The sequence below is a fragment of the Roseomonas sp. SRI_022 genome, assembly GCF_057586215.1.
This window is the reverse complement of the sequence record NZ_JBYCZL010000003.1, coordinates 96,197-115,435: the sequence shown is the minus strand read 5'-3', so window position 1 is coordinate 115,435 and position 19,239 is coordinate 96,197. Positions and strand designations below refer to the sequence as shown.

Sequence of the window (19,239 nt, the reverse complement as noted above, 5' to 3'; positions counted from 1 at the left end):
GAGATCGGGCGGATGGGCCGCACGAGAACCGTGCGGCCCGATGACCCTCGCGGCAGCCCATTGGTGGCCGAAAGCGGACAGGAAGTTCGCGGCGGACACCATCGTATTGGTGCCGGGAGCCAGCTTGCTGGGCTGGGGCCGCTTCGGCCTTCCGCGCGCTCCAAAGCTGCCAGTCGGCTTTCGGCCAAATGTTGTCGGTCCGCCCTGCGCCCGATGCGGACGTACAGCATGTGCCGTTGCGAAGCTCGTCTCATGCAAATTGACAAAGTTATGAGCCCGATGCGCGGCGCGACACGTCCGCGGGCGCCGTGCCGAAGCGGCGCCGGAAAGCCACTGCAAACCGCGCAGCGTTGGTGAAGCCGTAGCGACGCGCGACCGCAGCGACCGAGCCACCGGCCGCACCATGGGCGAGCTCCTCACGCACCCGCTCCAGCCGGATCGCATGTAACGCCCCCAGCGGCGTCGTACCGCGAAAACGCTGGAACACGCTGCCCAAGGTCCGAAGGCTGCATCCGGCCGCGGCAGCGACATGCGTGATGCGGATGGGCTCCGCGCAGTTGGCACGCATGAAATCCTCCGCCCGCCGCACATAGGTAGGAACGGCACCATCCATTCTGGCGTCCAGTTGTTCGGAATAATTGTGCGGCAAGGCTCGCAGGGCCAGCGTGACCAGAAAGTCGGTCATTGAGGCGAGCGCGACGGCGTTGCCGGCCACTCCGCCCGATTGCCGGAACTCATGCATCACGCCATCGAGCTGGCGCTTCAGGCTCGCCGCCAGGCCTCCGCTCCAATCGCCCTGCGGCCTGAATTCGAGAGGCTTGCGAAGGCGCGCGTCGAGCATGTGCTCCAGCACCTTCTCAACCTCCCGGACTCTGACGAAGACGTTCCCCCGGGCGCTGTCATCGCCGATCAGCAGCCGTGTCCGGGGGCCGGGGCGATATACCAGGCCCTGGCTTTCCGACCCGGTCACCGGAACGCCGTCCTGGATCAGGGTGAAAGCCCCACGCAGCGGCATGGTGACGCAGAACAGATCGCCCTCTTCCCCGTCGACATTGACCTCCGTCGCGAAACAGCTGTCGCCGAAACTCACCAGGATCGAGCCCGCAGCGCGGGTCGCCATGCCGAAGATCGGTCGATCGAAGCGCATCCGCCACAATGCCCGTTCGCGCAGCCGGTACTTGTAGAGGCGGCCGGATACGGGAAAGCGTTCGCTGACGCGCGAGCTCGTATCCAGTTCCGAGGGATCGCTGACACGAAAGACGTCGAAGCCTGGCAGTCTCTCAGGTTCGATCTGGTGCTCGCGGAAGGGCATGGCTCCCACTTCCCATCTGCTTCTCGGAGCCGTGCGACGCCACTCTGCGGCGCGACCGCGGACGGTTTCGGCAGAACTTATACACAATTTGCAGCGATGATACCGGGTTTCTCACAGACCCGTCATCGGCCCGTATCCCGACGCCAGGCGCCCGACGCATAAACGGTGACACGACCGCATCGATCCAACTGTGGGCGCCACAGTGGGTGTCGCTTCGCGGAATGGTGCCCTGATCGAATACCGGAAGGGATGTTCGGCAATGACCCGCGCCGACGGCTGGCCGCGCCACGGCCACGACATGCGCGACGCCTGCCCACCCGGGCACGCTGTCATGACGACTTGGTTCGATCGGCTAAGGCCTATCGTGACGCTGATCGACGCCGCGCGGGAAGCCGGGCAGGCCATCGCTCATGTGGTCGTCGCCGCCGCCCTCGCGACCATGCTCATCCTGCCTGGCCCCGGCCTCGCGGATGGGCCTGACGCTCTCCGCAATGTAGGGCTGCTATGGCTGCCCGATGCGGGTGCACCACCCGCGCATTCGGCCTTGGTCATTGCGCTGTACGACACGACGGGCATCGACCCGCGCGGCTGGCACTACGCCGAACAGCTTACGGCGGCCGGCATCGCGGTGCTCCATCTGGACCTCCAGGACACCTCGGCCGAAGACGGAGGTCCTGCTGCGGGCGTAGATGAACCTGCCGCCGCGCTGGCGCGCCTGCGGATGGTGATCGACATCCTTGCCGAAGATCCGCGCTTCGCCGACGCGGCGATCGGCCTCATTGCGTTCGGTGCCGCAGGACAGGTGGCGACGCTGGCTGCTGCGGAGCCGGGCCTCGGCAACCACATTGCCGCGCTGGTTCTGCTCTATCCGGGCTGCGCCACGGTCGCGACGGAAGGCCACGGGCCGCGAGCACCAATCCTGCTACTGCATGGCGACGCGGATCCGGCCAATGCGCCCGCCGACTGCACCGGCCTGGCGGCCCGCCTCGCCCGCACCGCGCCGGTCCGCCGCGTGCAGTATGCCGGCGCCGGCTATGCCTGGGACCTAGCGCCGTCCGGCCAATACGAGGTGCCCAGCCTGCCCTGGCCAGGCCAGCCCGGCCGGCGGCTCGGAGTGCGCTACTGGCCGGAAGGTGCGGCGCTTTCGGCCACTCAAACCGCGAGCTTCTTCGCTTCCGCCTTCGCGGCGCAGCGGCGGTGACCCCGGGTGAGCGGCGCACACCCGGCGAGGCGCGTTGGAGTTCGCCGCGGTCAAGCCAGTTCCCCGCGCTGCGCGGGGCCATGACGTCGAGATCACGACAGGAGGAACCCCAGGATGAGGCCCCACTTCATCGCGATGGCGCTTGCCATTGGTTTCGCCGTTCGTCCGGCCACCGCTTATGAATTCACGACCTTCGAGGCCCTCGACGTCGTCATGCCGGCAGCGCCGCGATGCCATGCGCCTGCGCTGTTGAGCCTGCCGCCGGCTTGGAGTCTCGGCGACGGGGCGGTGGTTCTGCTGATGCCGGAACCGATGCACGATGCCACGCGCGACCAGCTCGTGGCGGCGCTGCTCGCTGAACGCGCGGCTGTGCTGGAATTCGTGCCGCCGTCCTGCGAGTCCATCCAGACAGGACACGATACCATCATGGCTGCTGCGGTTGGTGCACTCGACGCCATGACCGTCACGATAGGCGCGGGGCCAGTTGTGGTGATCGGCTACGGCCGCGGTGGCGCGGCGGTGCTGGACGTCGTCGGGGAACCGGCCACCAGCCTGCTCGGCGCGAATGGTCCGCGTTACGTCGCGGCGATCACGCTTGGCAACGGAGCGCCGGCCTTTGTGGTCGGTTCGCCATTGCTCGAGGAGCGTCAGGTACCAATGCGGCTCGCGGCGCTCTGCAACGCGCTTGCGTTCTCGGCGGGCGGCATGGGTGCGACGCCGGACCGTGACGCGCCGGTCATGGCCGCGGAAGGCTGCCGGGTTGCGATGGCCAGTGATGCTCGACCGCTGCCGCGACAGCAAGCCGGGCGATGAACATCGATTGAAGACCTCGCTTCCTGATTTCTTTGGCAAGCTTCCTTGAAGCGCTCCGGCAGCGTTCGGCCAAAGCCGACGCGTGACACGTAAGCGATTCGCCAATATAGGAAAATATTGCTTTTCTTACTGCAATGTGCATACACTGGCTCATGCACCCCCACCCCCTCACCCCCACCCAATTCCTCGCCCTCCTCCCCCACATCCTCCCCGCCTCCCCCGCCGGCCGCCAGATCGGCGACCTCCGCGGTCGCATGAACGCCATATTCCACCTGGCCTGCACCACTGCCCCCTGGCGCTGCCTCCCGCCCGAACACGGCAAACCCGACACTGTCTCCCGCTACTTTCGTCGCCTGACGCATGCCGGCGTGTGGGAGAAACTCCTCCGCGCCATCAAGGACAACGATCCCAAACACCCGCTTAACGAGATCGCACCCCTTATCTTCCGCGCCTGCCGCCGCGCCGTCCGGCTCCGCGGCCTCCGCTTCATCGTCCTCATCCGCCGGCTGGGCTTCCTCGCCGCGCTGAACGGGCCGCCGAACAAGCTCCCCAACCCCGATTTGTCCGAAAAGCTCAGGCGCATGGGCCTGCCCAGCCCGCCGAAACAGACGCGGCACTTCGCCGCCTATCTCGGCTACATCAAGGCCCTGAAGCACCTCCACCGCATGGCCGGCGGCATCAAGTACATCCCGCGACGACTGCGCCTCGGCTGGTCGTGATGCCGTGCTCAGGCGGCGACTACATTCTCCGGCCTCTGCCCCGCGAAGAAGGCGGCCAGCGCATCCAGCATCAGCTGCTGCTGCACCCGCTGCGCCAGGGTCGTGAAGGCCGCGACATGCGGCGTCAGCACCGCATTCGGCACCGCGAGCAGCCGCTCCGGGATCTTCGGCTCATGCTCGAACACGTCGAGCCCCGCGGCGTGGATCACCCCCTGCTCCAGGGCTTCGACCAGCGCGGCCTCGTCGATCACCGACCCGCGCGCGATGTTCACCACCACGCCCTTCTTCCCCAACGCCGCCAGCACATCGGCATTCACCGCATGCTGCGTCTCGGCACTCGCGCGCACCGCCACCACCAGCACGTCGCACCATTCGGCCAGGGAGAGCAGCGTCGGGTGATACGCATAGGCCACGCCCGGCTTCGGCGCGCGGCCGTGGTAGCCGATCTCCATCTCGAAGGCCGCCGCGCGCGCCGCGATCTTCATCCCGATCGAACCGAGCCCGTACACACCCATGCGCCGTCCCGCGAGGCCCGGCACCAGCCCCATGCTGTCTATGCTGCGCCACTTGCCCGCGCGCAGCAGGCGCTCGCCCTTGCCCATGTCGCGCGCGGCGGCCAGCACCAGGCCCATCGCGAACTCCGCGACGGAGGTTGCGTTCGCATCCCGCGCATGGGTGACCATGATGCCGCGCCGCGCGGCCTCGGCCAGGTCCACCCCTTCGAACCCCGTGCCGTAGCAGGCGATCAGGCCGAGGTCCGGCAGCGCATCCATCATCGCCGCGTCGTTGCGATGGCCGCCGATGGTGATCAGTGCGCGGGCGCCGCGCGCCGCCTCGGGGATCGCCGCCGGGATGACCGGCGCGAAGGGGCCGTGCACGTCATACAGCGTGGACAGCCGATCACGCAGCCGCGTGGCGAGTGGCATGGCGAGCAGGATGGGCGGGGACATGGCGGGACACTCCAAGGCTTGCGGCGTGTCTCTCCCCTGCCCGCATCGGACCACGCCGCGCGCGGTATCTCAACCCCGCCCGCGCGCAGCCTTCTCGCCCGCCAGCAGCGCGCGCTTGCGCTCCACCCCCCAGCGATAGCCGGTCAGGTCGCCATCCTTGCCGATCACGCGATGGCAGGGCACCGCGAGCGACACCTTGTTCTGCGCGCAGGCCCGCGCGACGGCACGCGTCGCCCGCGGCATGCCCATCTCGGCGGCAAGCCCGGCATAGGTGCGCGTCTCCCCGAGCGGGATGGCCCGCAGTGCTTCCCACACCTGGCGCTGGAAGGCCGTGCCCCGCAGGTCGAGTGGCAGGTCGAGCGCGGCCTTGGGTTCGGCGATGAAGGCGACGACCGTGCGCATCGCCTCGGCCAGGTCATCGGGCGCGTCTTCAATGGCGGCGCGGGGGAAGCGGTGCATCACGTCCCCGCGCAGGCCGGCTTCGTCCTCGCCGAAGCCGATGAAGCAGATGCCGGCCTCCGTGGCGCCGATCATCAGCGGGCCGAGCACGCTGTCGGCGAGTGCGACGCGGATCACCTCCCCCGCGCCACCGCGCCGCGCGGCACCCGGCGTCATGCCGAGCACGCGGCCGGGGTCTTCATAGACACGGCTCTCACTGCCGAAGCCGGCCTCGGCCACGGCATCGGCAACGCGCGCGCCATCGGCCAGCGCGGCCGACAGGCGCCGCGCCCGCACGCTCTCGGCATAGGATCGCGGCGTGACGCCGGTGATGTCGCGGAACAGCCGCAGGAAGTGATGCCGCGCATAGCCGGCGCGGTCGGCCAGTGCTGCGAGGGAGGGGATGGTCTCGGCTGCCTCGATCATGGCGCAGGCGGCGCGGATCGCCGCGGCGTGGATCGCGGCGCGGTCGCCCTTCGGGTCGCATCGCTTGCAGGCGCGGAAGCCTTCGGCCTCGGCGGCCGTGGCGTCGGCGAAGAAGCGCGTGTTCCGGCGCAGCGGCGGGCGCGATGGGCAGCCCGGCCTGCAGAACACCCCCTGCGTTGTGACGGCGTAGAGAAACGGGCCGCTCGCCGGTTCGGGGTCGCGGGCCAGCACGGCCGCCCAGCGGGCGGCGTCGGGATCGGTCGGGATGCGGGTGTCATCGGGCATGGGAAAGCCATGACATGGGGTGACAAGGGACAGCCATCCGCCGGTTGCGCCGGCAAGCGCACGGCCGACGGTAGCGCGCTTTCAGGTCGCGTCGCCTTCCGCCTTGCGGCGCAGCTCGCGCAGGCGTTCGGCGCCGCCGCGCAGCTTGGGGTGCACCGCCAGCGCGGCCTCCATGCTGCGCAGCGCAGCGCGGGCGTCGCCGCGTTCCTCCTGCAGCATGGACAGGGTGAGGAGGGCGCCGAAGTGCCGTGGCTCGAGCCGAAGCGCCTCCTGCAGGTCGCGCGCGGCGGCGGCCGGATCGCCCATCGCGGCGTAGGCCTGGGCGCGCTGGTGCCAGGCCTCGGCGCTGTTGGGGCTCAGGATCAGGGCGGCGTCGAAGTCTTCCAGCGCCTCGTCATTCGTGCGGGCGGCGAGGTTGCGGGCGCCGCGCCGCAGCAGCAGCACCGCGGCCGGCGAAGCACCCTCGATCCAGATGGCCCGGATGCGGTTCTCGATCATCATCGCCGACGGCTCGTCCAGGGCGGTCCGCAGGTTTTCGAACAGGGTGTCGAGCTCAGCGCGTCGGCTTTCCTGCTGGCGGTTCGGCGCAGGCTGCGCCGCCGCCAGGCCGGGCAGGATCAGCAGCGGCAGGGCGATCAGGGCGGCGCGCATGGGGCCATGCTCGGCCCTCGCGGCACGGCGGGGCAAGCGCCGCGTCTTCACGCCGCCGCTCGCACCCGGGCGATCGCCGCGGGTTCCGGGCCGCCGGCCATCCAGTCCAGCAATTCGACCGTGTGGACCGCCGGGATGGCACCGTCGCCGAGCTGCGTCAGGCAGCCGATATTGCCCGAGGCGATCACCGCCGCCCCGGTGCGCGCGATGTTGGCCTGCTTGCGCGCCTTGAGCTGCCCGGCGATCTCCGGCTGCATCAGGTTGTATGTGCCCGCGGACCCACAGCAGATGTGGCCTTCCGCCGGTTCCTTCACGGTGAAGCCGGCCGCCTTCAGCAGCGCCTTGGGCTCGTTGGTGATCTTCTGCCCGTGTTGCAGCGAGCAGGCGGCATGATAGGCAACGGTCAGTCCCGGCGCTGGCCGCGTCGGGGCATAGGCGAAGCGGGTCAGCACCTCGCTGATGTCGGCGGCGAGTGCCGCGACCTTGGCTGCGGCCTCGCGCTCCGGTTCCTCGCGGAACATGTGGCCGTAGTCCTTGAGCGTGGTGCCGCAGCCCGAGGCGTTGACCACGATGGCATCCAGCCCGTCCCCGGCCATCTCCCGGCTCCAGGCCGCGATGTTGGCGCGGGCGAGGCGCATTGCCGGGTCGTGGCGGCCCATGTGGTGGTCCAGCGCGCCGCAGCAGCCCTGGTCCCTCGTCACCACCACCTCGATGCCCATGCGCGTCAGCAGGCGGATCGTCGCCTCGTTGATCGACGGTGCCAGCACCTGCTGCGCGCAACCCGTCAGCAGCCCGACACGGGCACGGCGCGGACCGATCGCCGGATGCACGCGGGGGCGCTCGACATCGGATGGCGCGGGCACCGAGGCCGGGGCGAGCCGCAGCATGGCACGCAGCCGCTCCGCCGTGGCCGACTGGCCCGGGACCAGCCGCGCGAAGGGCCGCGCGAACCAGGCCCCGGCCAGCGCAAGCCGGAAGCGCGAAGGATACGGCAGCACGAAGGACAGCACGCGGCGCAGCGCACGGTCCGGCCAGGGCCTTGTGTAGGTGCGCTCGATATAGGTCCGCGCGTGGTCGACCAGGTGCATGTAGTTCACGCCCGAGGGGCAGGTCGTCATGCAGGACAGGCAGGACAGGCAGCGATCGACGTGGCGGACCACTTGCTCCGTCGCCGGCTGGTCGCCTTCCAGCATGTCCTTGATCAGGTAGATGCGCCCCCGCGGGGAATCGAGCTCGTCGCCCAGCAGCAGGAAGGTCGGGCAGGTCGCCGTGCACATGCCGCAATGCACGCAGGTGCGCAGGATGCGGTTGCTTTCCGCCGTGTCGGGATCGGCCAGTTGCGCGGGCGAGAAATTCGTCTGCATGCCGTCAATCTAGGACCGCGCGGCCCGTCCTGCCAGCAGCGCGGGCACATGGACGGCCCGGGCCGCGGCCCCCTATCGTCCGACCAGGACCAAGAGGGAATCGCCGCATGCTGTCCGAGGCCGTCGTCGAGCTCGCCAGCCACAGCGTGGCGCTGTTCGCGCTGGCGCTGCTCCTCTTCCAGGTGCTGGCGAAGGAGGTCGGCTACGTCTTTGGCCGCCGCCGTGCCCAACGGGAGGACGGCGCGGGCGAAGGCGTTGGCGTGGTGGTCAGTGGCATGCTGGGCATGCTCGCCTTCGTGCTCGCCCTGACGCTGTCCTTTGCCAATACCCGTTTCCAGGAGCGGCGGCAGGGCACGCTCGACGAGGCCAATGCCATCGGCACGGCTTGGCTGCAGGCGCAGGCGATCGGGCATCCGCGCGGCGCCGAGGTGGCGCGCCTGCTCGAGGACTACGCGGTTCAGCGGCGGGATTTCGTGCGGGCCGGCCGCCTCGATACCGCCGTGGAACGGACGACGCAGCGGTCCAACGCGCTGCAGAGCGAAATCTGGGGGCACCTCAGCGCCATCGTGCGGGAACGCCCGGACCCCGTCGCCGCATCCCTGATGAATGCACTCAACACCACCTTCGATCTCGCCACGGCCGAACGCTTCGCCTTCGCCCTGACCTTCCCGGCCCAGTTGTTCTGGCTGCTGATCGGCATGAGCGCGGTGTCCATGGCCGCCCTCGGATTCCAACTCGGGCTGCGGCAGAGGCCGGTGCGAATGCTCACCCTGCTGATGATCGGCATGTGGACCGCCACGACGACGGTCATCCTGGACATGGGTTCGGCACGGGTCGGCAATTTCCGCATCGGTACCCATGCCTATGAATGGACGATCCAGGGCTTCCAGGGCGGCGTCACCATCCCGCCGGCCCCGCCGCGCTGACGCGCCCTCCCGCCCCGGGGCGGGGCATGCTATCGCGCGGTGAGAATGGCTCGCAGCGTCACCGCCGATCAAACCCCCGCCACGCCGAGGCGCCGCCGCGCCCCGGCCTGGGCCTGGGGGTCCTTCGCGGTCGCCGCGGCGATCGCCGCGCCGATGCTCGCCGTGGTGCTGACCGCCGCCACCCGGCCAGGGGCAAGCTTCGTCCACATCGCCACGACCACCTTGCCCGAGATGCTGCGCAACTCGGCGCTGCTGGCTCTGTTGGTCGGCGTCATGGCCGGCTCGGCCGGGGCGATCTCGGCCTGGATCGTCTCGACCTGCGAGTTCCGCGGCCGACGACTGCTGGAGGTCGCGCTGCTCCTGCCCATGGCCATGCCCGCCTACCTCAATGGCTATGTCTACACTTGGCTGCTCGACGTCGCGGGGCCGGTGCAGGAGACGTTCCGCAACCTGACCGGGCTGCGTTACGGCCAGTACTGGATGCCCGAGATCCGCTCCCTGCCCGGTGCGGCGGTGATGCTGGCGATGGTGCTCTACCCCTATGTCTACCTGATGTGCCGGGCGGCCTTCCTGCAGCAGAGCGTCTGCCTGCTCGAAGCCTCCCGCACGCTCGGGCATGGGTTGCCACGGACCTTCCTCCATGTCGCGCTGCCGCTGGCGCGGCCGGCGCTGGCCGCAGGCATCGGCCTTGCGCTGATGGAGACGCTGGCCGATTTCGGCACCGTCCAGCATTTCGGCGTCCGCACCTTCACCACCGGCATCTACGAGGCCTGGTTCGGCATGGGGGATCGCGGCGCCGCGGCGCAGCTTTCGGTCGCACTTCTGGGCTGCGTGTTCCTGCTGCTCGGGCTCGAACGCATCTCGCGTGGCGGGCGGCGCTTCCACCCGACCACCACCCGCCATCCGCCGCTGCGGCCGGTGCTGCTGCATGGCTGGAAGGAAGCCGCGGCGATGGTCTCCTGCGCCATGCCCGTGGTGCTCGGCTTCGTGGTGCCGGCCGGCGCGCTGGCGTGGCTGGCGGGGACCACGGGCGACCCGCTCGATCCACGGCGCTTCCTGCCCTTCGCGGTCAACTCGCTCGTGCTGTCGGGCATCACCGCGGCGCTGGCGGTGGTGCTGGCGGGGATCATGGCCTGGGCGGCGCGCATGCATCCCGCCCCGCTACGCCGGGCTGCGAACCGCGTCGCCGCACTTGGCTATGCGCTGCCGGGATCGGTGATCGCTGTCGGCACGCTGGTGCCCTTCGGCGTCTTCGACAATGCGCTCGATGCCTGGATGCGGCAGAGCTTCGGCGTCTCGACCGGGCTGATCCTGTCGGGGACCATCGTCGCCCTGATCTTCGCCTATCTCGTGCGGTTCCTGGCGGTCGCGCTGTCGGCGGTGGAATCCGGGCTGGCGCGGTTGAAGCCATCGCTGTTCGCCGCCGCGCGGGTGCTTGGCCGCTCACCCGGCCAGGCGGTGCGGGAGGTTGAGCTGCCACTCGCTCGCGGCGCGCTGCTGACCGCCGCCGTGCTGGTCTTCGTGGACACGATGAAGGAATTGCCGGCGACGCTGATCGTGCGGCCCTTCGACTTCGACACGCTGGCGGTGCGGCTTTACAACCTCGCTTCCGACGAAAGGCTGGCCGAGGCCTCGACCGCGGCACTGCTGATCGTCGTCGTCGGGCTGTTGCCAGTGGCGGCGTTGACGCGGGCGATGCGGCGGCAGGACTGAACCTGCGGCGCGGCGGGGCGTGACGTGTCCCTCCGGAGGTGGCGATAGCCCTACGGCGACGGCGGTCAGTGCCCTTGGTCGGGCGCCGCGTCCGAGTTGAGCAGCGTGTAGCGCTCGATGCCGATCTTCTCGATCAGGTCGAACTGGGTGTCGACGAAATCGGCGTGATGCTCCTCATCCTTCAGGATGGAGGCGAAGAGGTCGCGCGACACGTAGTCGCGCACGGATTCGCAATAGGCGATGGCCTCGCGCAGGTCGGCGATCGCCTTTTCCTCGAGCTTCTGGTCGCATTCGAGGATCTCGCGCACGCCCTCCCCGGTCAGGATCGGGTTCAGCCGCTGCACATTGGGATGGCCGCCGAGAAACAGGATGCGGTCGATCAGCGCATCGGCGTGCTTCATCTCCTCGATCGATTCCTCGTATTCGTGCTTGCCGAGCTTGGTCACGCCCCAGTGGCGCAGCATCCGAGCATGCAGGAAATACTGGTTGATCGCCGTCAGCTCGTTGGTGAGCTGGGTGTTCAGGTGTTCGACAACCTTCGGGTCGCGCAGCATGGCAGCCTCCATCCAACGCGACGCATCCCGGCGCGCCGCTTCCCCAACAATAGTGGGACGGCACCCCGGGATGTCAAGCAACCCATTGATTTCATTCGACAACGCACTTGCGGCGCATTCTCAGTTGGACTTGCAGCCCCCGTCGCCCGCACGCAGCAGGCCAAGGATGGTCTGGCAGCAGCAGCCGCATTGGGCGCCGCAGCCGCAGCCGGCATAGACTTCCGCGGGACGCGAGGCGCCGGCGGCGATGACCGCGGCGATCTGCGCCGCGGTCAGGCGATTGCAGTGGCAGACGACCATGGTTTCGGCTGGCCCTCGTCGCTCAGCGCCAGCCGGCGCGCTGCATGATCTGCAGCGCCTGGGCCGCGCGGGCCGGGTCGCGCAGCGATTCGAGCGATTCCGGGCGGAACTCGCCCATGCGCTGCAGGATCGGGTCCATCGGCGCGCCGGGCACCGCGGGGTATTCCATGTTGCCCAGGGCAACGATCCGCTGCGCCTCATCCGAGACGAGGAATTCCAGGAAGCGGCGCGCCGCGGCGGCGTGCGGCGCGGTCTTCACGAGTGCGGCACCGGAGACGTTGATATGCGTGCCGCGGTCGCCCGCGCCCTGGTTCGGGAAGATCACGCCGATGCGCTCGAACACCGCACGGTCCTCGGGACGGTCGGACTTGCCGACATGGCCGAGGTAGTAGGTGTTGGAGATCGCGATGCGGCACTGGCCGGAGGGGATGGCGCGGAACTGGTCGCGATCCCCACCCTGCGGCGGGCGGGCGAGGTTGGCCGCGACGCCGCGCGCCCAGGCCTCGGTCGCGGCCTCGCCATCGGCGGCGAGCAGGCTGGTCGCCAGCGCCACGTTGTAGGGGTGGTTCGAGGCACGCACGCAGATCTGGCCGCGGAACCGTGGATCGGCCAGGTCCTCGTAGCGGGTCAGGCCCGGCGGCGGACCGGCCTGCTTGTCGTACATGATGACGCGGCCGCGCATGGTAATGGCGAACCACAGACCGTTCGGGTCGCGCAGGCCGGCCGGCACGCGGCTGTTCACCGCCGGGATGGCGTATGGCTGCAGGACGCCGGCTTCCGCCGCACGGGCAAGGCGCGTGGCATCGACCGTGATGAAGACGTCGGCCGGGCTGTTCGCGCCCTCGGACTGGATGCGGGCCACCAACTGGTCGGCATCACCCTGGATGGTGCGGACGCGGATGCCGGTCGCGCGGGTGAAGGCCTCATAGAGCTGCGCGTCGGTGTCGTAGTGCCGCGCGGAATAGACGTTCACCTCCTGCGCCTGCGCCGAAGCTGCGGCAGGGGCGGCGATGACGGCCAAGGCAAGCAGGTGGCGACGGAGCATCGAGGACCTCGCGACTGGTGCCATCGAGGTATCGCAGATGAGAGGCGTTCGCAAGTCCAGTTGCAATGCCCTCGCATGTAACGGCAGGCGGGGCCACCCGGTCCCGCCTGCCCGCCCGGTCGCCTACTTCTGCAGGCCGCGCAGGAACTTCGCCCGCGCCCCGCTGCCCGCCATCAGGAAGGCGTGGTCCGACCCGGACAGCAGGAATCGGGCGCCGAGCGCGATGTAGTCCGGCGCCACCTTCTCATCATACACGCCGCCCATGCCCATGTGCTTGCCGTGCGCCTTGCATGCCGCGGCAACCTTCGCGTAGGCGGCCCGCACATCCGGGTGCCCGATCTGCCCGGCGATGCCCATCGAAGCCGTGAGGTCGGAGGTGCCGATCATCAGGCTGTCCACGCCCGGGACGGCGGCGATGGCATCCGCATTGGCCACGGCCTCGGGCGTTTCGATCATGACGCAGACCAGGATTTCCTTGTTGAGTTCCACCTGCGCGGCGGCGGTGTCGGACACGACGAAGCCGTATTGCGCCGGCGGCCCGCCCCAGGACCGTTCGCCGATGGGCGGGTAGCGGAAGGCGCGGACCACGGCCTCGGCTTCCTCCTTCGTGTCGATATGCGGCACCACCACGCCCATCGCGCCGTTGTCGAGGCAGCGCGTGCCCTCGAACAGTGCGTCCTTGCAGCAGCGCACGATCGGCGTCACGCCCTGGGACAGCGCGGCCATGCACATGCGCGTGGCGTCATCGACGCTCATCGCGCCGTGTTCCATGTCGATGAACAGCCAGTCGAAGCCGCCGGCGGCGGCGATCATGCCGACCGCGGGCGTGCGCAGGTGATGGACGCCGAAGCCGAGGGCGAGTTCGCCCTTCTCCAGGCGACGGCGGGCGAGGTTGGGTGCGAGCGGCATGGATGCGTTTCCCGTGTTGGCAGCACGGGCACGGCACCATGCGCGCCGGGGGCGGTCAATCCGCGGGGCGGACGCTCATCGCCAGCGTGTACTGGTCCACGCGCGGCGTCATGGCCAGGCCCTGCCGCGCGCCCCAGTTGTTCACTTGGAGCAGGAGCGGCGGCATGATCGCCTCGGCGAGCGCAAGGTCCGTCGCCTGGCGGATCAGGGCGAGGCGCCGCGGCGCATCGACCTCGGCGCCGGCGGCGACCAGCAGCCGATCGAGTTCGGGATTCGAGTAGCGGATGCGGTTGGCATTGCCGAGACCGCCCTGCCCGCGCGTGCCAAGCTGCGGCACCAGCGTGTAGAGCGCCTCCCCCGTCTGGTTGCCCCAGGAGGACAGGAAGACGGGCAGCTCATAGCGGTTGCGTCGCGGGGTGAAGATGGCGTGCGGCATGGTCTCGACCGAGGTGGCGACGCCGATCCGTGTCCACATCTGCCCAATGGCCTGCACCATCCGCGCGCTGTTGACGATGCGGTCGTTGGAGGTGGTGAGCGTGATGCGGAAGCCGTTGGGATAGCCGGCCTCCGCCAGCAATCGCCGCGCGCCGTCGAGGTCGGCACGCTCGACCGGAATGTCGGCGAAGAAGCCGAAGAACCCCTCGGGAAGGAACTGGCCCGTTGCGATGGCCTGGCCTTCGTTGATGCGATCGACCAGGGCGTGGCGGTCGATCGCCATGGACAGGGCACGGCGGACACGCACATCGCCGAGCGGGTTGCGCGTCAGCGCCGGCGCGCCCTCGGCGGCGCGGATATGGCCGGTCGTCAGAGCTTCATCGGTGCGGTCGAATCCGAGAAAGACCAGGCGGCTCGACGCGACGGTGACGACCTGGAAGCGCCGGTCCGCGCGCAGCCGCGCCACATCGGTGGAGGGAATGTCGGCGATCACGTCCACATCGCCGGCCAGAAGTGCTGCGGTGCGCGCCGTGTTGTTGGCGATGACCCGGAAGGAGGCGCGGTCCCACGGCTCGCGCCCGTCCCAATAGGTGTCGTTGCGGGTGAAGTGGATCTCGGTGCCAGCCGACCAGCGGGCGAAGCGATAGGGGCCGGTGCCGACCATGGCCTTGCCGGAATTGTAGTCGTCGGTGCTGGCACCCTCCCCATGGCGGCGGGAGACGATGAAGATGTTCGACAGGTTCGCCATGAGCAGCGGCGCAGGGGCGGTAGCGGTGATGCGCAGGCTGTGCGGACCCGTCACCGCGATCGTCCGCACCTCCCGCGTATAGGTGCCGAAGCTGCCCGGGCTGTTCGGGACATTGCCGGCGCGGACGAGGGAGAAGGCGACGTCATCCGCCGTGAAGGGCGTGCCGTCATGCCAGCGCACGCCTTCGCGCAGGCGGATGTCCCAGACGATGCCGTCGGTCGTGGCGGCCTCGGTCGCCAGTTGCGGCGTGAGCTGCATGGCCGCGTCGGGCGCGTGCAGCGTCTGGAAGACATGGGCGGCAGTCGCACTCGACTGCGCATGGGCATGGTAGTGCGGGTCGAGCGCCGTCGGCGGCGTGGCAAGGCCCACGGTCAGCGTCTGCGCAAAGGCGGGGGAAGCGGCGGCCAGCAGCATGGCGGCAAGGCAGGCGGAGCGCATGCGGTGTCCTCCGGCAAGGATCGCTCCGCGTATCAGGCGGCGCCTGGCCGCGACCTGTCAACCGGCGCGGTTCTCGACCAGGGCCATCACCGTGGCGAGGCGATCCGCCTCTTCCACCGGCTTGTCGCGGCGGATGCGGGCGATGCGCGGGAAGCGCAGCGCCACGCCGGATTTGTGGCGCGTCGAGAGCTGCGCCGCGTCGAAGGCGACTTCCAGCACCAGGCCACGCTCCACCTCCCGCACCGGGCCGAAGCGGTTGACCGTGTTGTCGCGGATCCAGCGGTCGAGCCAGGTGAGCTCCTCATCCGTGTAGCCGGAATAGGCCTTGCCGATCGGCACCAGTTCCCCGTCCTCCCGCCACACGCCGAAGGTGTAGTCGGAGTAGAAGGAGGAGCGCTTGCCATGCCCGCGCTGCGCATACATCAGCACGGCATCGACCGTCAGCGGATCGCGCTTCCACTTCCACCACATGCCCTTCACGCGACCGGCGACATAGGGCGCATCCGCGCGCTTGAGCATCAGCCCCTCGATCGAGGCCGCCCGCGCGCCGTCGCGGATGCGCGCCAGCGCGTCGACGCTGTCGAAGGGCACCAGGGCCGAAAGATCCATGCGTGGCGGCGTGATGCGCGCATGCCAGGCCTCGAGGCGCGCGCGACGGGCATCGAATGGCAGCGGGCGCAGATCCTCATGCGCGTCGAACAGCAGGTCGTAGAGACGCACCGCGGCGGGGTGGTCGCGCTGCATCCGCGCCGTGACCGTCTTGCGGTTCAGCCGCTGCTGCAGGTCGGCGAAGGGCGCGACGGCGCCATCGCGGATCACCAGCAATTCCCCATCGAGCACGGCATGGAAATCCATCGAGGCGAGAATCTCAGGGAAGGCGCCGGAGATGTCCTCCCCGCCACGCGAGAACAGGCGCTTGCCACCGGGGCCGGCGGTCAGTTGCACGCGGATGCCGTCCCACTTCCACTCGGCGCGCCAGTCCGCGGCCCGCAACGCGGCGAGGTCCGCGGCTTCCAGCGGATGCGCCAGCATCAGCGGCCGGAACAGCGGGGCATCACGTGGATCGGGGCGCGGCGTACGGCCTTCGAGCCAATCGAACAATGGAACATAGGGTGCCGCTACGCCGTGCCAGACTTCCTCGATGTCCTCCACCGCCTGGCCGGACCATTCGGCGAGCGCGACACGCGCCAGCCGGGCCGAGACGCCGACGCGCAGGCCGCCCGTCAGCAGCTTGATCAGGGCCAGTCGACCTCCGGCATCGAGCGTGTCGAGCCAGCCGGCGATGAGCGCCGGAATTTCGGCCTTCGGCGTGGTCTCCAGCGCCTCGACCACCTCGGCCAGCGTCGGCGGCGGCGCATTCACCCCCGCACGCGGCTGCCAGATCAGCGCCACCGTCTCGGCGAGGTCGCCGACAAAGTCGTAGGAGAGCCGCCACAGTTCCGGGTCGGTGCGGGTCGCCACCAATTCGCGGATCATCGCCGGCTTGGCGACGGAGAAGGTCAATTCATCCGTCATCGCCGCGAGGCCGATGCCGCGATCCGGGTCCGGCTGCTCTGCGAACCATTGCCGCAGCAGCGCCAGCTTCGCATTGCGGCCCGGCGTGAAGACCAGTCGTTCCAGGAGTTCCGCGAAGGCCGGCAGACTCATGCAGCACCTTCGGCCGGTGCCGCCGGCTCCTCCTCCTCGCCACGACCAACCAATTGCAGGGCGCGGCCGCGGATGCCGCTCAGGCCGAGGGCATGGACCAGCGCGTCCTCGCTGCCATGGGTGACCCAGATTTCGGGCGCCTGGACCTGCTCGCAGGTCATCAGCAGTTCATCCCAGTCGGCGTGGTCGGAGATGACGAGCGGCAATTCGACGCCGCCCTGCTTCGCGCGTTGCCGCACCCGCATCCAACCCGAGGCGGCCGCGACCACGGGTTCCGCCAGCCGCCGCGCCCAACGATCCGCCACCGCCGAGGGCGGCGCGAGCACGATGGCGCCCTTCAGGTCGTCCTTCTTCGCCGCTGTCGCCGCACGAAGCACGCCGAGCGGAATGCCAAGCGCCTCATAGACTTCGCACAGCGCGACATGGGCACCGTGCAGATGCACCGGCCGGTCCCAGCCCGCCCGACGCAGCATGGCGATCAGCCGCTGGCATTTGCCAAGCGAGTAGCAACCGACGACATGGGTGCGTTCGGGAAACAGCGCGACGGAACGCAGCAGTTTCGCGATCTCGGCTTCCGCCGGCGGATGGCGGAAGACCGGCAGGGCGAAGGTCGCCTCGGTGACGAAGACGTCGCAGGGCTCGACCTCGAAGCCCGCGGCGGTGGGGTCGGGGCGGCGCTTGTAGTCGCCGGAGACCACGGCGCGGCTACCCTGCCATTCCATGCAGACCTGCGCGGAACCGAGCACATGCCCGGCCGGGCGCAGCCAGACTCGCACGCCGTTGATGGTGAGCGGGTGGCCAAAGGGCAGCGCCTGCTCCGTCGCGCCCGCCCGCCCCTCCCCCATCCGCGCGGTCATGATGGCGAGCGTCTCGCGCGTCGCGAGGACGTGCTGGTGGCCGGGCCGGGCATGGTCGGAATGGCCATGGCTGATCACCGCGCGATCCACCGCGCGGGTCGGGTCGATGAAGAACCCGCCGGGCTCGCAAAACAGGCCGGACGGGGTGACCTTCAGCCAGGCCTCGGGGTGGGGGGTGCTCACGGGGCGCATATGGGTTCGCCGAGCTACTCGGAAAACCGACTTTGCTGCCGGCGCGCCTGGGCTCGGTCGCCGGGTCTCCGCTCACCCAGCGGGAGCTGCGACTGCAAGAGCATCGCGATAGCCTCGCGCGGTCGGTGGCACAGTCGGAACAAGGCTGCCAATACATCCACTGCCCACCAAGCCGCCCCCAGCGTCGACCGACTTGAGAGCATGTGACATTCCCGTCATGCTGTCGTCCATCTGCATTGCGAATGGTCGTCAGGCAACCGTGCCGGATTTTGCGAAATACTTATCGAAGCTGTGCGCGTCGAAATGGGTGTTGGCGCTCGGCTGGGCTGTCGGCTCGTTGCTTCTCACGAACCTGGTGTTGAAGCCGGACGATCCAGAAGCTCAGCCCGGGTGCGGGCCGATCCGTACGGAAAGTCGCCCCCCACCCCACTATGATGCCGAGGCCGCCATGCGTTTCCGGGCTGCCGCCGAACAGGGCGATCCGGAGGGCCAGCACAACCTCGCGCTCATGCACGCGACCGGCCGAGGCGCTCCGCAGGACCACGCCGAGGCGATCCGGCTCCATCGCCTTGCCGCCGACCAGGGGTATGCGCCGGCGCAGTTCAGCCTCGGCGCGGCGTTTCGCAACAATCGCGAAGGGTCCGGCGCCATCCACCTCTACCGCCTCGCCGCCGCACAGGGATATGCGCCGGCCCAGGCCGCCCTCGCGAGCGTGTATCTGAATCGCGAGCCGCCCGATTATGCCGAAGCCGCCAGACTCCTGCGTCTCGCCGCCGACCAGGACGATGCAAGGGCGCATCGCATCCTCTCGGGCCTTTACAGGCGTGGGAACGGCGTGCCGCTCGACCTCGCCATGTCTATCAGCCTCGACTGCCGCGCCACGGAACTCGGCGATTCCTTCGCGCCCTACATGCTCGGGAGCATGTACGCCGAGGGCCGCCTCGTCCCGCGCGACGACGCCGAGGCGGTGAGGTTCCTCCACATCGCCGCCGACCGCGGCGAAGCTCTGGCACAGGCGCAACTTGGGCGCTGGTACGAGGATGGCCGCGGCGTGCCGCAGGACGATGCCGAGGCTGCGAGGCTCTACCGCCTCGCCGTGCGCACGGGCTTCGGGGACATCGCGTTTCGCCTAGGAACCATGTACGAGACGGGTCGCGGCGTGCCGCTCGACGAGAGCGAGGCGCTCAGGCTTTACCGCATTGCGGCGGCGCAGGGGGTACGAGGTTCCGCCGCGGCTATCCGGCGACTTGGGCAGCGCTGACCCGGCACAGCATCGAGGCGACGCGGGCCCTGCCTCTCGCCTTGCCATCGCGTCA

At 69.5% G+C, this 19,239-nt stretch carries 18 protein-coding genes; 6 read left to right on the top strand and 12 right to left on the bottom strand.

All coding sequences use genetic code 11. From position 1 onward, the window contains the following. Nucleotides 1-268 precede the first annotated feature (268 nt). A complete protein-coding gene (locus AC2YHJ_RS03790) occupies nucleotides 269-1,312 on the bottom strand; it encodes a helix-turn-helix domain-containing protein (protein WP_487394061.1) in 1,044 nt (347 codons plus the stop codon). A 259-nt stretch (nucleotides 1,313-1,571) separates the two neighbouring features. Here AC2YHJ_RS03790 and AC2YHJ_RS03785 point away from each other — a divergent pair, with 259 nt between their 5' ends. The 3 genes from AC2YHJ_RS03785 (at nucleotide 1,572) to AC2YHJ_RS03775 (ending at nucleotide 4,045) form a co-directional block, all read left to right on the top strand. Beyond that, nucleotides 1,572-2,513, top strand: coding sequence for a dienelactone hydrolase family protein (locus tag AC2YHJ_RS03785; RefSeq protein WP_487394060.1), 942 nt, complete (start codon nucleotides 1,572-1,574; stop codon nucleotides 2,511-2,513). Between the two features lie 135 nt (nucleotides 2,514-2,648). Further along, entirely contained in the window at nucleotides 2,649-3,326 is a 678-nt protein-coding gene (locus AC2YHJ_RS03780) for a hypothetical protein (RefSeq protein WP_487394059.1), read from the top strand. A gap of 152 nt (nucleotides 3,327-3,478) precedes the next feature. Next, a complete protein-coding gene (locus AC2YHJ_RS03775) occupies nucleotides 3,479-4,045 on the top strand; it encodes a transposase (RefSeq protein ID WP_487394058.1) in 567 nt (188 codons plus the stop codon). An 8-nt stretch (nucleotides 4,046-4,053) separates the two neighbouring features. On the opposite strand, the gene AC2YHJ_RS03770 is transcribed toward AC2YHJ_RS03775, so the two are convergent. The 4 genes from AC2YHJ_RS03770 to glcF all read right to left on the bottom strand — a co-directional run bounded on the left by AC2YHJ_RS03770 (nucleotide 4,054) and on the right by glcF (nucleotide 8,159). Beyond that, a complete protein-coding gene (locus AC2YHJ_RS03770) occupies nucleotides 4,054-4,995 on the bottom strand; it encodes a 2-hydroxyacid dehydrogenase (RefSeq protein WP_487394057.1) in 942 nt (313 codons plus the stop codon). A gap of 69 nt (nucleotides 4,996-5,064) precedes the next feature. Further along, complete coding sequence (gene ada, locus AC2YHJ_RS03765; protein WP_487394055.1) at nucleotides 5,065-6,144, bottom strand: bifunctional DNA-binding transcriptional regulator/O6-methylguanine-DNA methyltransferase Ada; 1,080 nt, start codon at nucleotides 6,142-6,144, stop codon at nucleotides 5,065-5,067. A gap of 81 nt (nucleotides 6,145-6,225) precedes the next feature. Next, the gene (locus AC2YHJ_RS03760; protein ID WP_487394054.1) at nucleotides 6,226-6,795 is read right to left on the bottom strand and encodes a tetratricopeptide repeat protein; all 570 of its coding nucleotides are present in this window, start codon (nucleotides 6,793-6,795) and stop codon (nucleotides 6,226-6,228) included. A 47-nt stretch (nucleotides 6,796-6,842) separates the two neighbouring features. Beyond that, nucleotides 6,843-8,159: a glycolate oxidase subunit GlcF gene (gene glcF, locus AC2YHJ_RS03755; protein WP_487394053.1), complete on the bottom strand. Its 1,317-nt coding sequence runs from the start codon at nucleotides 8,157-8,159 to the stop codon at nucleotides 6,843-6,845. A gap of 107 nt (nucleotides 8,160-8,266) precedes the next feature. On the opposite strand from glcF, the gene AC2YHJ_RS03750 reads away from it, so the two are divergent. Both AC2YHJ_RS03750 and AC2YHJ_RS03745 read left to right on the top strand, forming a co-directional pair. After that, nucleotides 8,267-9,085 carry a bestrophin-like domain gene (locus tag AC2YHJ_RS03750; RefSeq protein WP_487394052.1) on the top strand — a complete coding sequence of 273 codons (819 nt, stop codon included), beginning with the start codon at nucleotides 8,267-8,269 and terminating at the stop codon, nucleotides 9,083-9,085. A gap of 45 nt (nucleotides 9,086-9,130) precedes the next feature. Next, a complete protein-coding gene (locus AC2YHJ_RS03745; protein ID WP_487394050.1) occupies nucleotides 9,131-10,798 on the top strand; it encodes an ABC transporter permease in 1,668 nt (555 codons plus the stop codon). A 65-nt stretch (nucleotides 10,799-10,863) separates the two neighbouring features. On the opposite strand, the gene bfr is transcribed toward AC2YHJ_RS03745, so the two are convergent. The 7 genes from bfr to AC2YHJ_RS03710 all read right to left on the bottom strand — a co-directional run bounded on the left by bfr (nucleotide 10,864) and on the right by AC2YHJ_RS03710 (nucleotide 17,923). Further along, on the bottom strand, nucleotides 10,864-11,352 hold the full coding sequence (bfr, locus tag AC2YHJ_RS03740; protein ID WP_487394049.1) for a bacterioferritin: 489 nt from the start codon (nucleotides 11,350-11,352) through the stop codon (nucleotides 10,864-10,866). Nucleotides 11,353-11,472: 120 nt separating this feature from the next. After that, the gene (locus AC2YHJ_RS03735) at nucleotides 11,473-11,652 is read right to left on the bottom strand and encodes a (2Fe-2S)-binding protein (protein ID WP_487394048.1); all 180 of its coding nucleotides are present in this window, start codon (nucleotides 11,650-11,652) and stop codon (nucleotides 11,473-11,475) included. 22 nt (nucleotides 11,653-11,674) lie between these two features. Beyond that, entirely contained in the window at nucleotides 11,675-12,697 is a 1,023-nt protein-coding gene (locus AC2YHJ_RS03730) for a Fe(3+) ABC transporter substrate-binding protein (RefSeq protein WP_487394046.1), read from the bottom strand. Between the two features lie 123 nt (nucleotides 12,698-12,820). Continuing rightward, entirely contained in the window at nucleotides 12,821-13,606 is a 786-nt protein-coding gene (locus AC2YHJ_RS03725; RefSeq protein ID WP_487394044.1) for an HpcH/HpaI aldolase family protein, read from the bottom strand. 55 nt (nucleotides 13,607-13,661) lie between these two features. Continuing rightward, a complete protein-coding gene (locus tag AC2YHJ_RS03720) occupies nucleotides 13,662-15,227 on the bottom strand; it encodes an ABC transporter substrate-binding protein (RefSeq protein WP_487394043.1) in 1,566 nt (521 codons plus the stop codon). Between the two features lie 57 nt (nucleotides 15,228-15,284). After that, nucleotides 15,285-16,874 carry a cisplatin damage response ATP-dependent DNA ligase gene (locus AC2YHJ_RS03715; RefSeq protein WP_487394042.1) on the bottom strand — a complete coding sequence of 530 codons (1,590 nt, stop codon included), beginning with the start codon at nucleotides 16,872-16,874 and terminating at the stop codon, nucleotides 15,285-15,287. Beyond that, nucleotides 16,871-17,923 (bottom strand): ligase-associated DNA damage response exonuclease, encoded by a 1,053-nt coding sequence (locus AC2YHJ_RS03710; RefSeq protein WP_487394041.1) that lies wholly within the window; start codon nucleotides 17,921-17,923, stop codon nucleotides 16,871-16,873. The genes AC2YHJ_RS03715 and AC2YHJ_RS03710 overlap by 4 nt, the downstream gene beginning before the upstream one ends. Nucleotides 17,924-18,140: 217 nt before the next feature. Here AC2YHJ_RS03710 and AC2YHJ_RS03705 point away from each other — a divergent pair, with 217 nt between their 5' ends. Continuing rightward, nucleotides 18,141-19,184, top strand: a complete 1,044-nt coding sequence (locus AC2YHJ_RS03705; RefSeq protein ID WP_487394040.1) for an SEL1-like repeat protein — start codon at nucleotides 18,141-18,143, stop codon at nucleotides 19,182-19,184. Nucleotides 19,185-19,239: the final 55 nt, after the last annotated feature.

Coding starts and splice junctions, on each gene's coding strand:
- AC2YHJ_RS03770 (WP_487394057.1), bottom strand. CDS start 4,995: ATGTCCCCGCCCATCCTGCTCGCCATGCCACTCGCCACGCGGCTGCGT.
- AC2YHJ_RS03790 (WP_487394061.1), bottom strand. CDS start 1,312: ATGCCCTTCCGCGAGCACCAGATCGAACCTGAGAGACTGCCAGGCTTC.
- AC2YHJ_RS03710 (WP_487394041.1), bottom strand. CDS start 17,923: ATGCGCCCCGTGAGCACCCCCCACCCCGAGGCCTGGCTGAAGGTCACC.
- AC2YHJ_RS03780 (WP_487394059.1), top strand. CDS start 2,649: ATGGCGCTTGCCATTGGTTTCGCCGTTCGTCCGGCCACCGCTTATGAA.
- AC2YHJ_RS03720 (WP_487394043.1), bottom strand. CDS start 15,227: ATGCGCTCCGCCTGCCTTGCCGCCATGCTGCTGGCCGCCGCTTCCCCC.
- AC2YHJ_RS03785 (WP_487394060.1), top strand. CDS start 1,572: ATGACCCGCGCCGACGGCTGGCCGCGCCACGGCCACGACATGCGCGAC.
- glcF (WP_487394053.1), bottom strand. CDS start 8,159: ATGCAGACGAATTTCTCGCCCGCGCAACTGGCCGATCCCGACACGGCG.
- AC2YHJ_RS03750 (WP_487394052.1), top strand. CDS start 8,267: ATGCTGTCCGAGGCCGTCGTCGAGCTCGCCAGCCACAGCGTGGCGCTG.
- AC2YHJ_RS03775 (WP_487394058.1), top strand. CDS start 3,479: ATGCACCCCCACCCCCTCACCCCCACCCAATTCCTCGCCCTCCTCCCC.
- AC2YHJ_RS03705 (WP_487394040.1), top strand. CDS start 18,141: ATGCTGTCGTCCATCTGCATTGCGAATGGTCGTCAGGCAACCGTGCCG.
- ada (WP_487394055.1), bottom strand. CDS start 6,144: ATGCCCGATGACACCCGCATCCCGACCGATCCCGACGCCGCCCGCTGG.
- AC2YHJ_RS03730 (WP_487394046.1), bottom strand. CDS start 12,697: ATGCTCCGTCGCCACCTGCTTGCCTTGGCCGTCATCGCCGCCCCTGCC.
- AC2YHJ_RS03760 (WP_487394054.1), bottom strand. CDS start 6,795: ATGCGCGCCGCCCTGATCGCCCTGCCGCTGCTGATCCTGCCCGGCCTG.
- AC2YHJ_RS03725 (WP_487394044.1), bottom strand. CDS start 13,606: ATGCCGCTCGCACCCAACCTCGCCCGCCGTCGCCTGGAGAAGGGCGAA.
- bfr (WP_487394049.1), bottom strand. CDS start 11,352: ATGCTGCGCGACCCGAAGGTTGTCGAACACCTGAACACCCAGCTCACC.
- AC2YHJ_RS03745 (WP_487394050.1), top strand. CDS start 9,131: ATGGCTCGCAGCGTCACCGCCGATCAAACCCCCGCCACGCCGAGGCGC.
- AC2YHJ_RS03735 (WP_487394048.1), bottom strand. CDS start 11,652: ATGGTCGTCTGCCACTGCAATCGCCTGACCGCGGCGCAGATCGCCGCG.
- AC2YHJ_RS03715 (WP_487394042.1), bottom strand. CDS start 16,874: ATGAGTCTGCCGGCCTTCGCGGAACTCCTGGAACGACTGGTCTTCACG.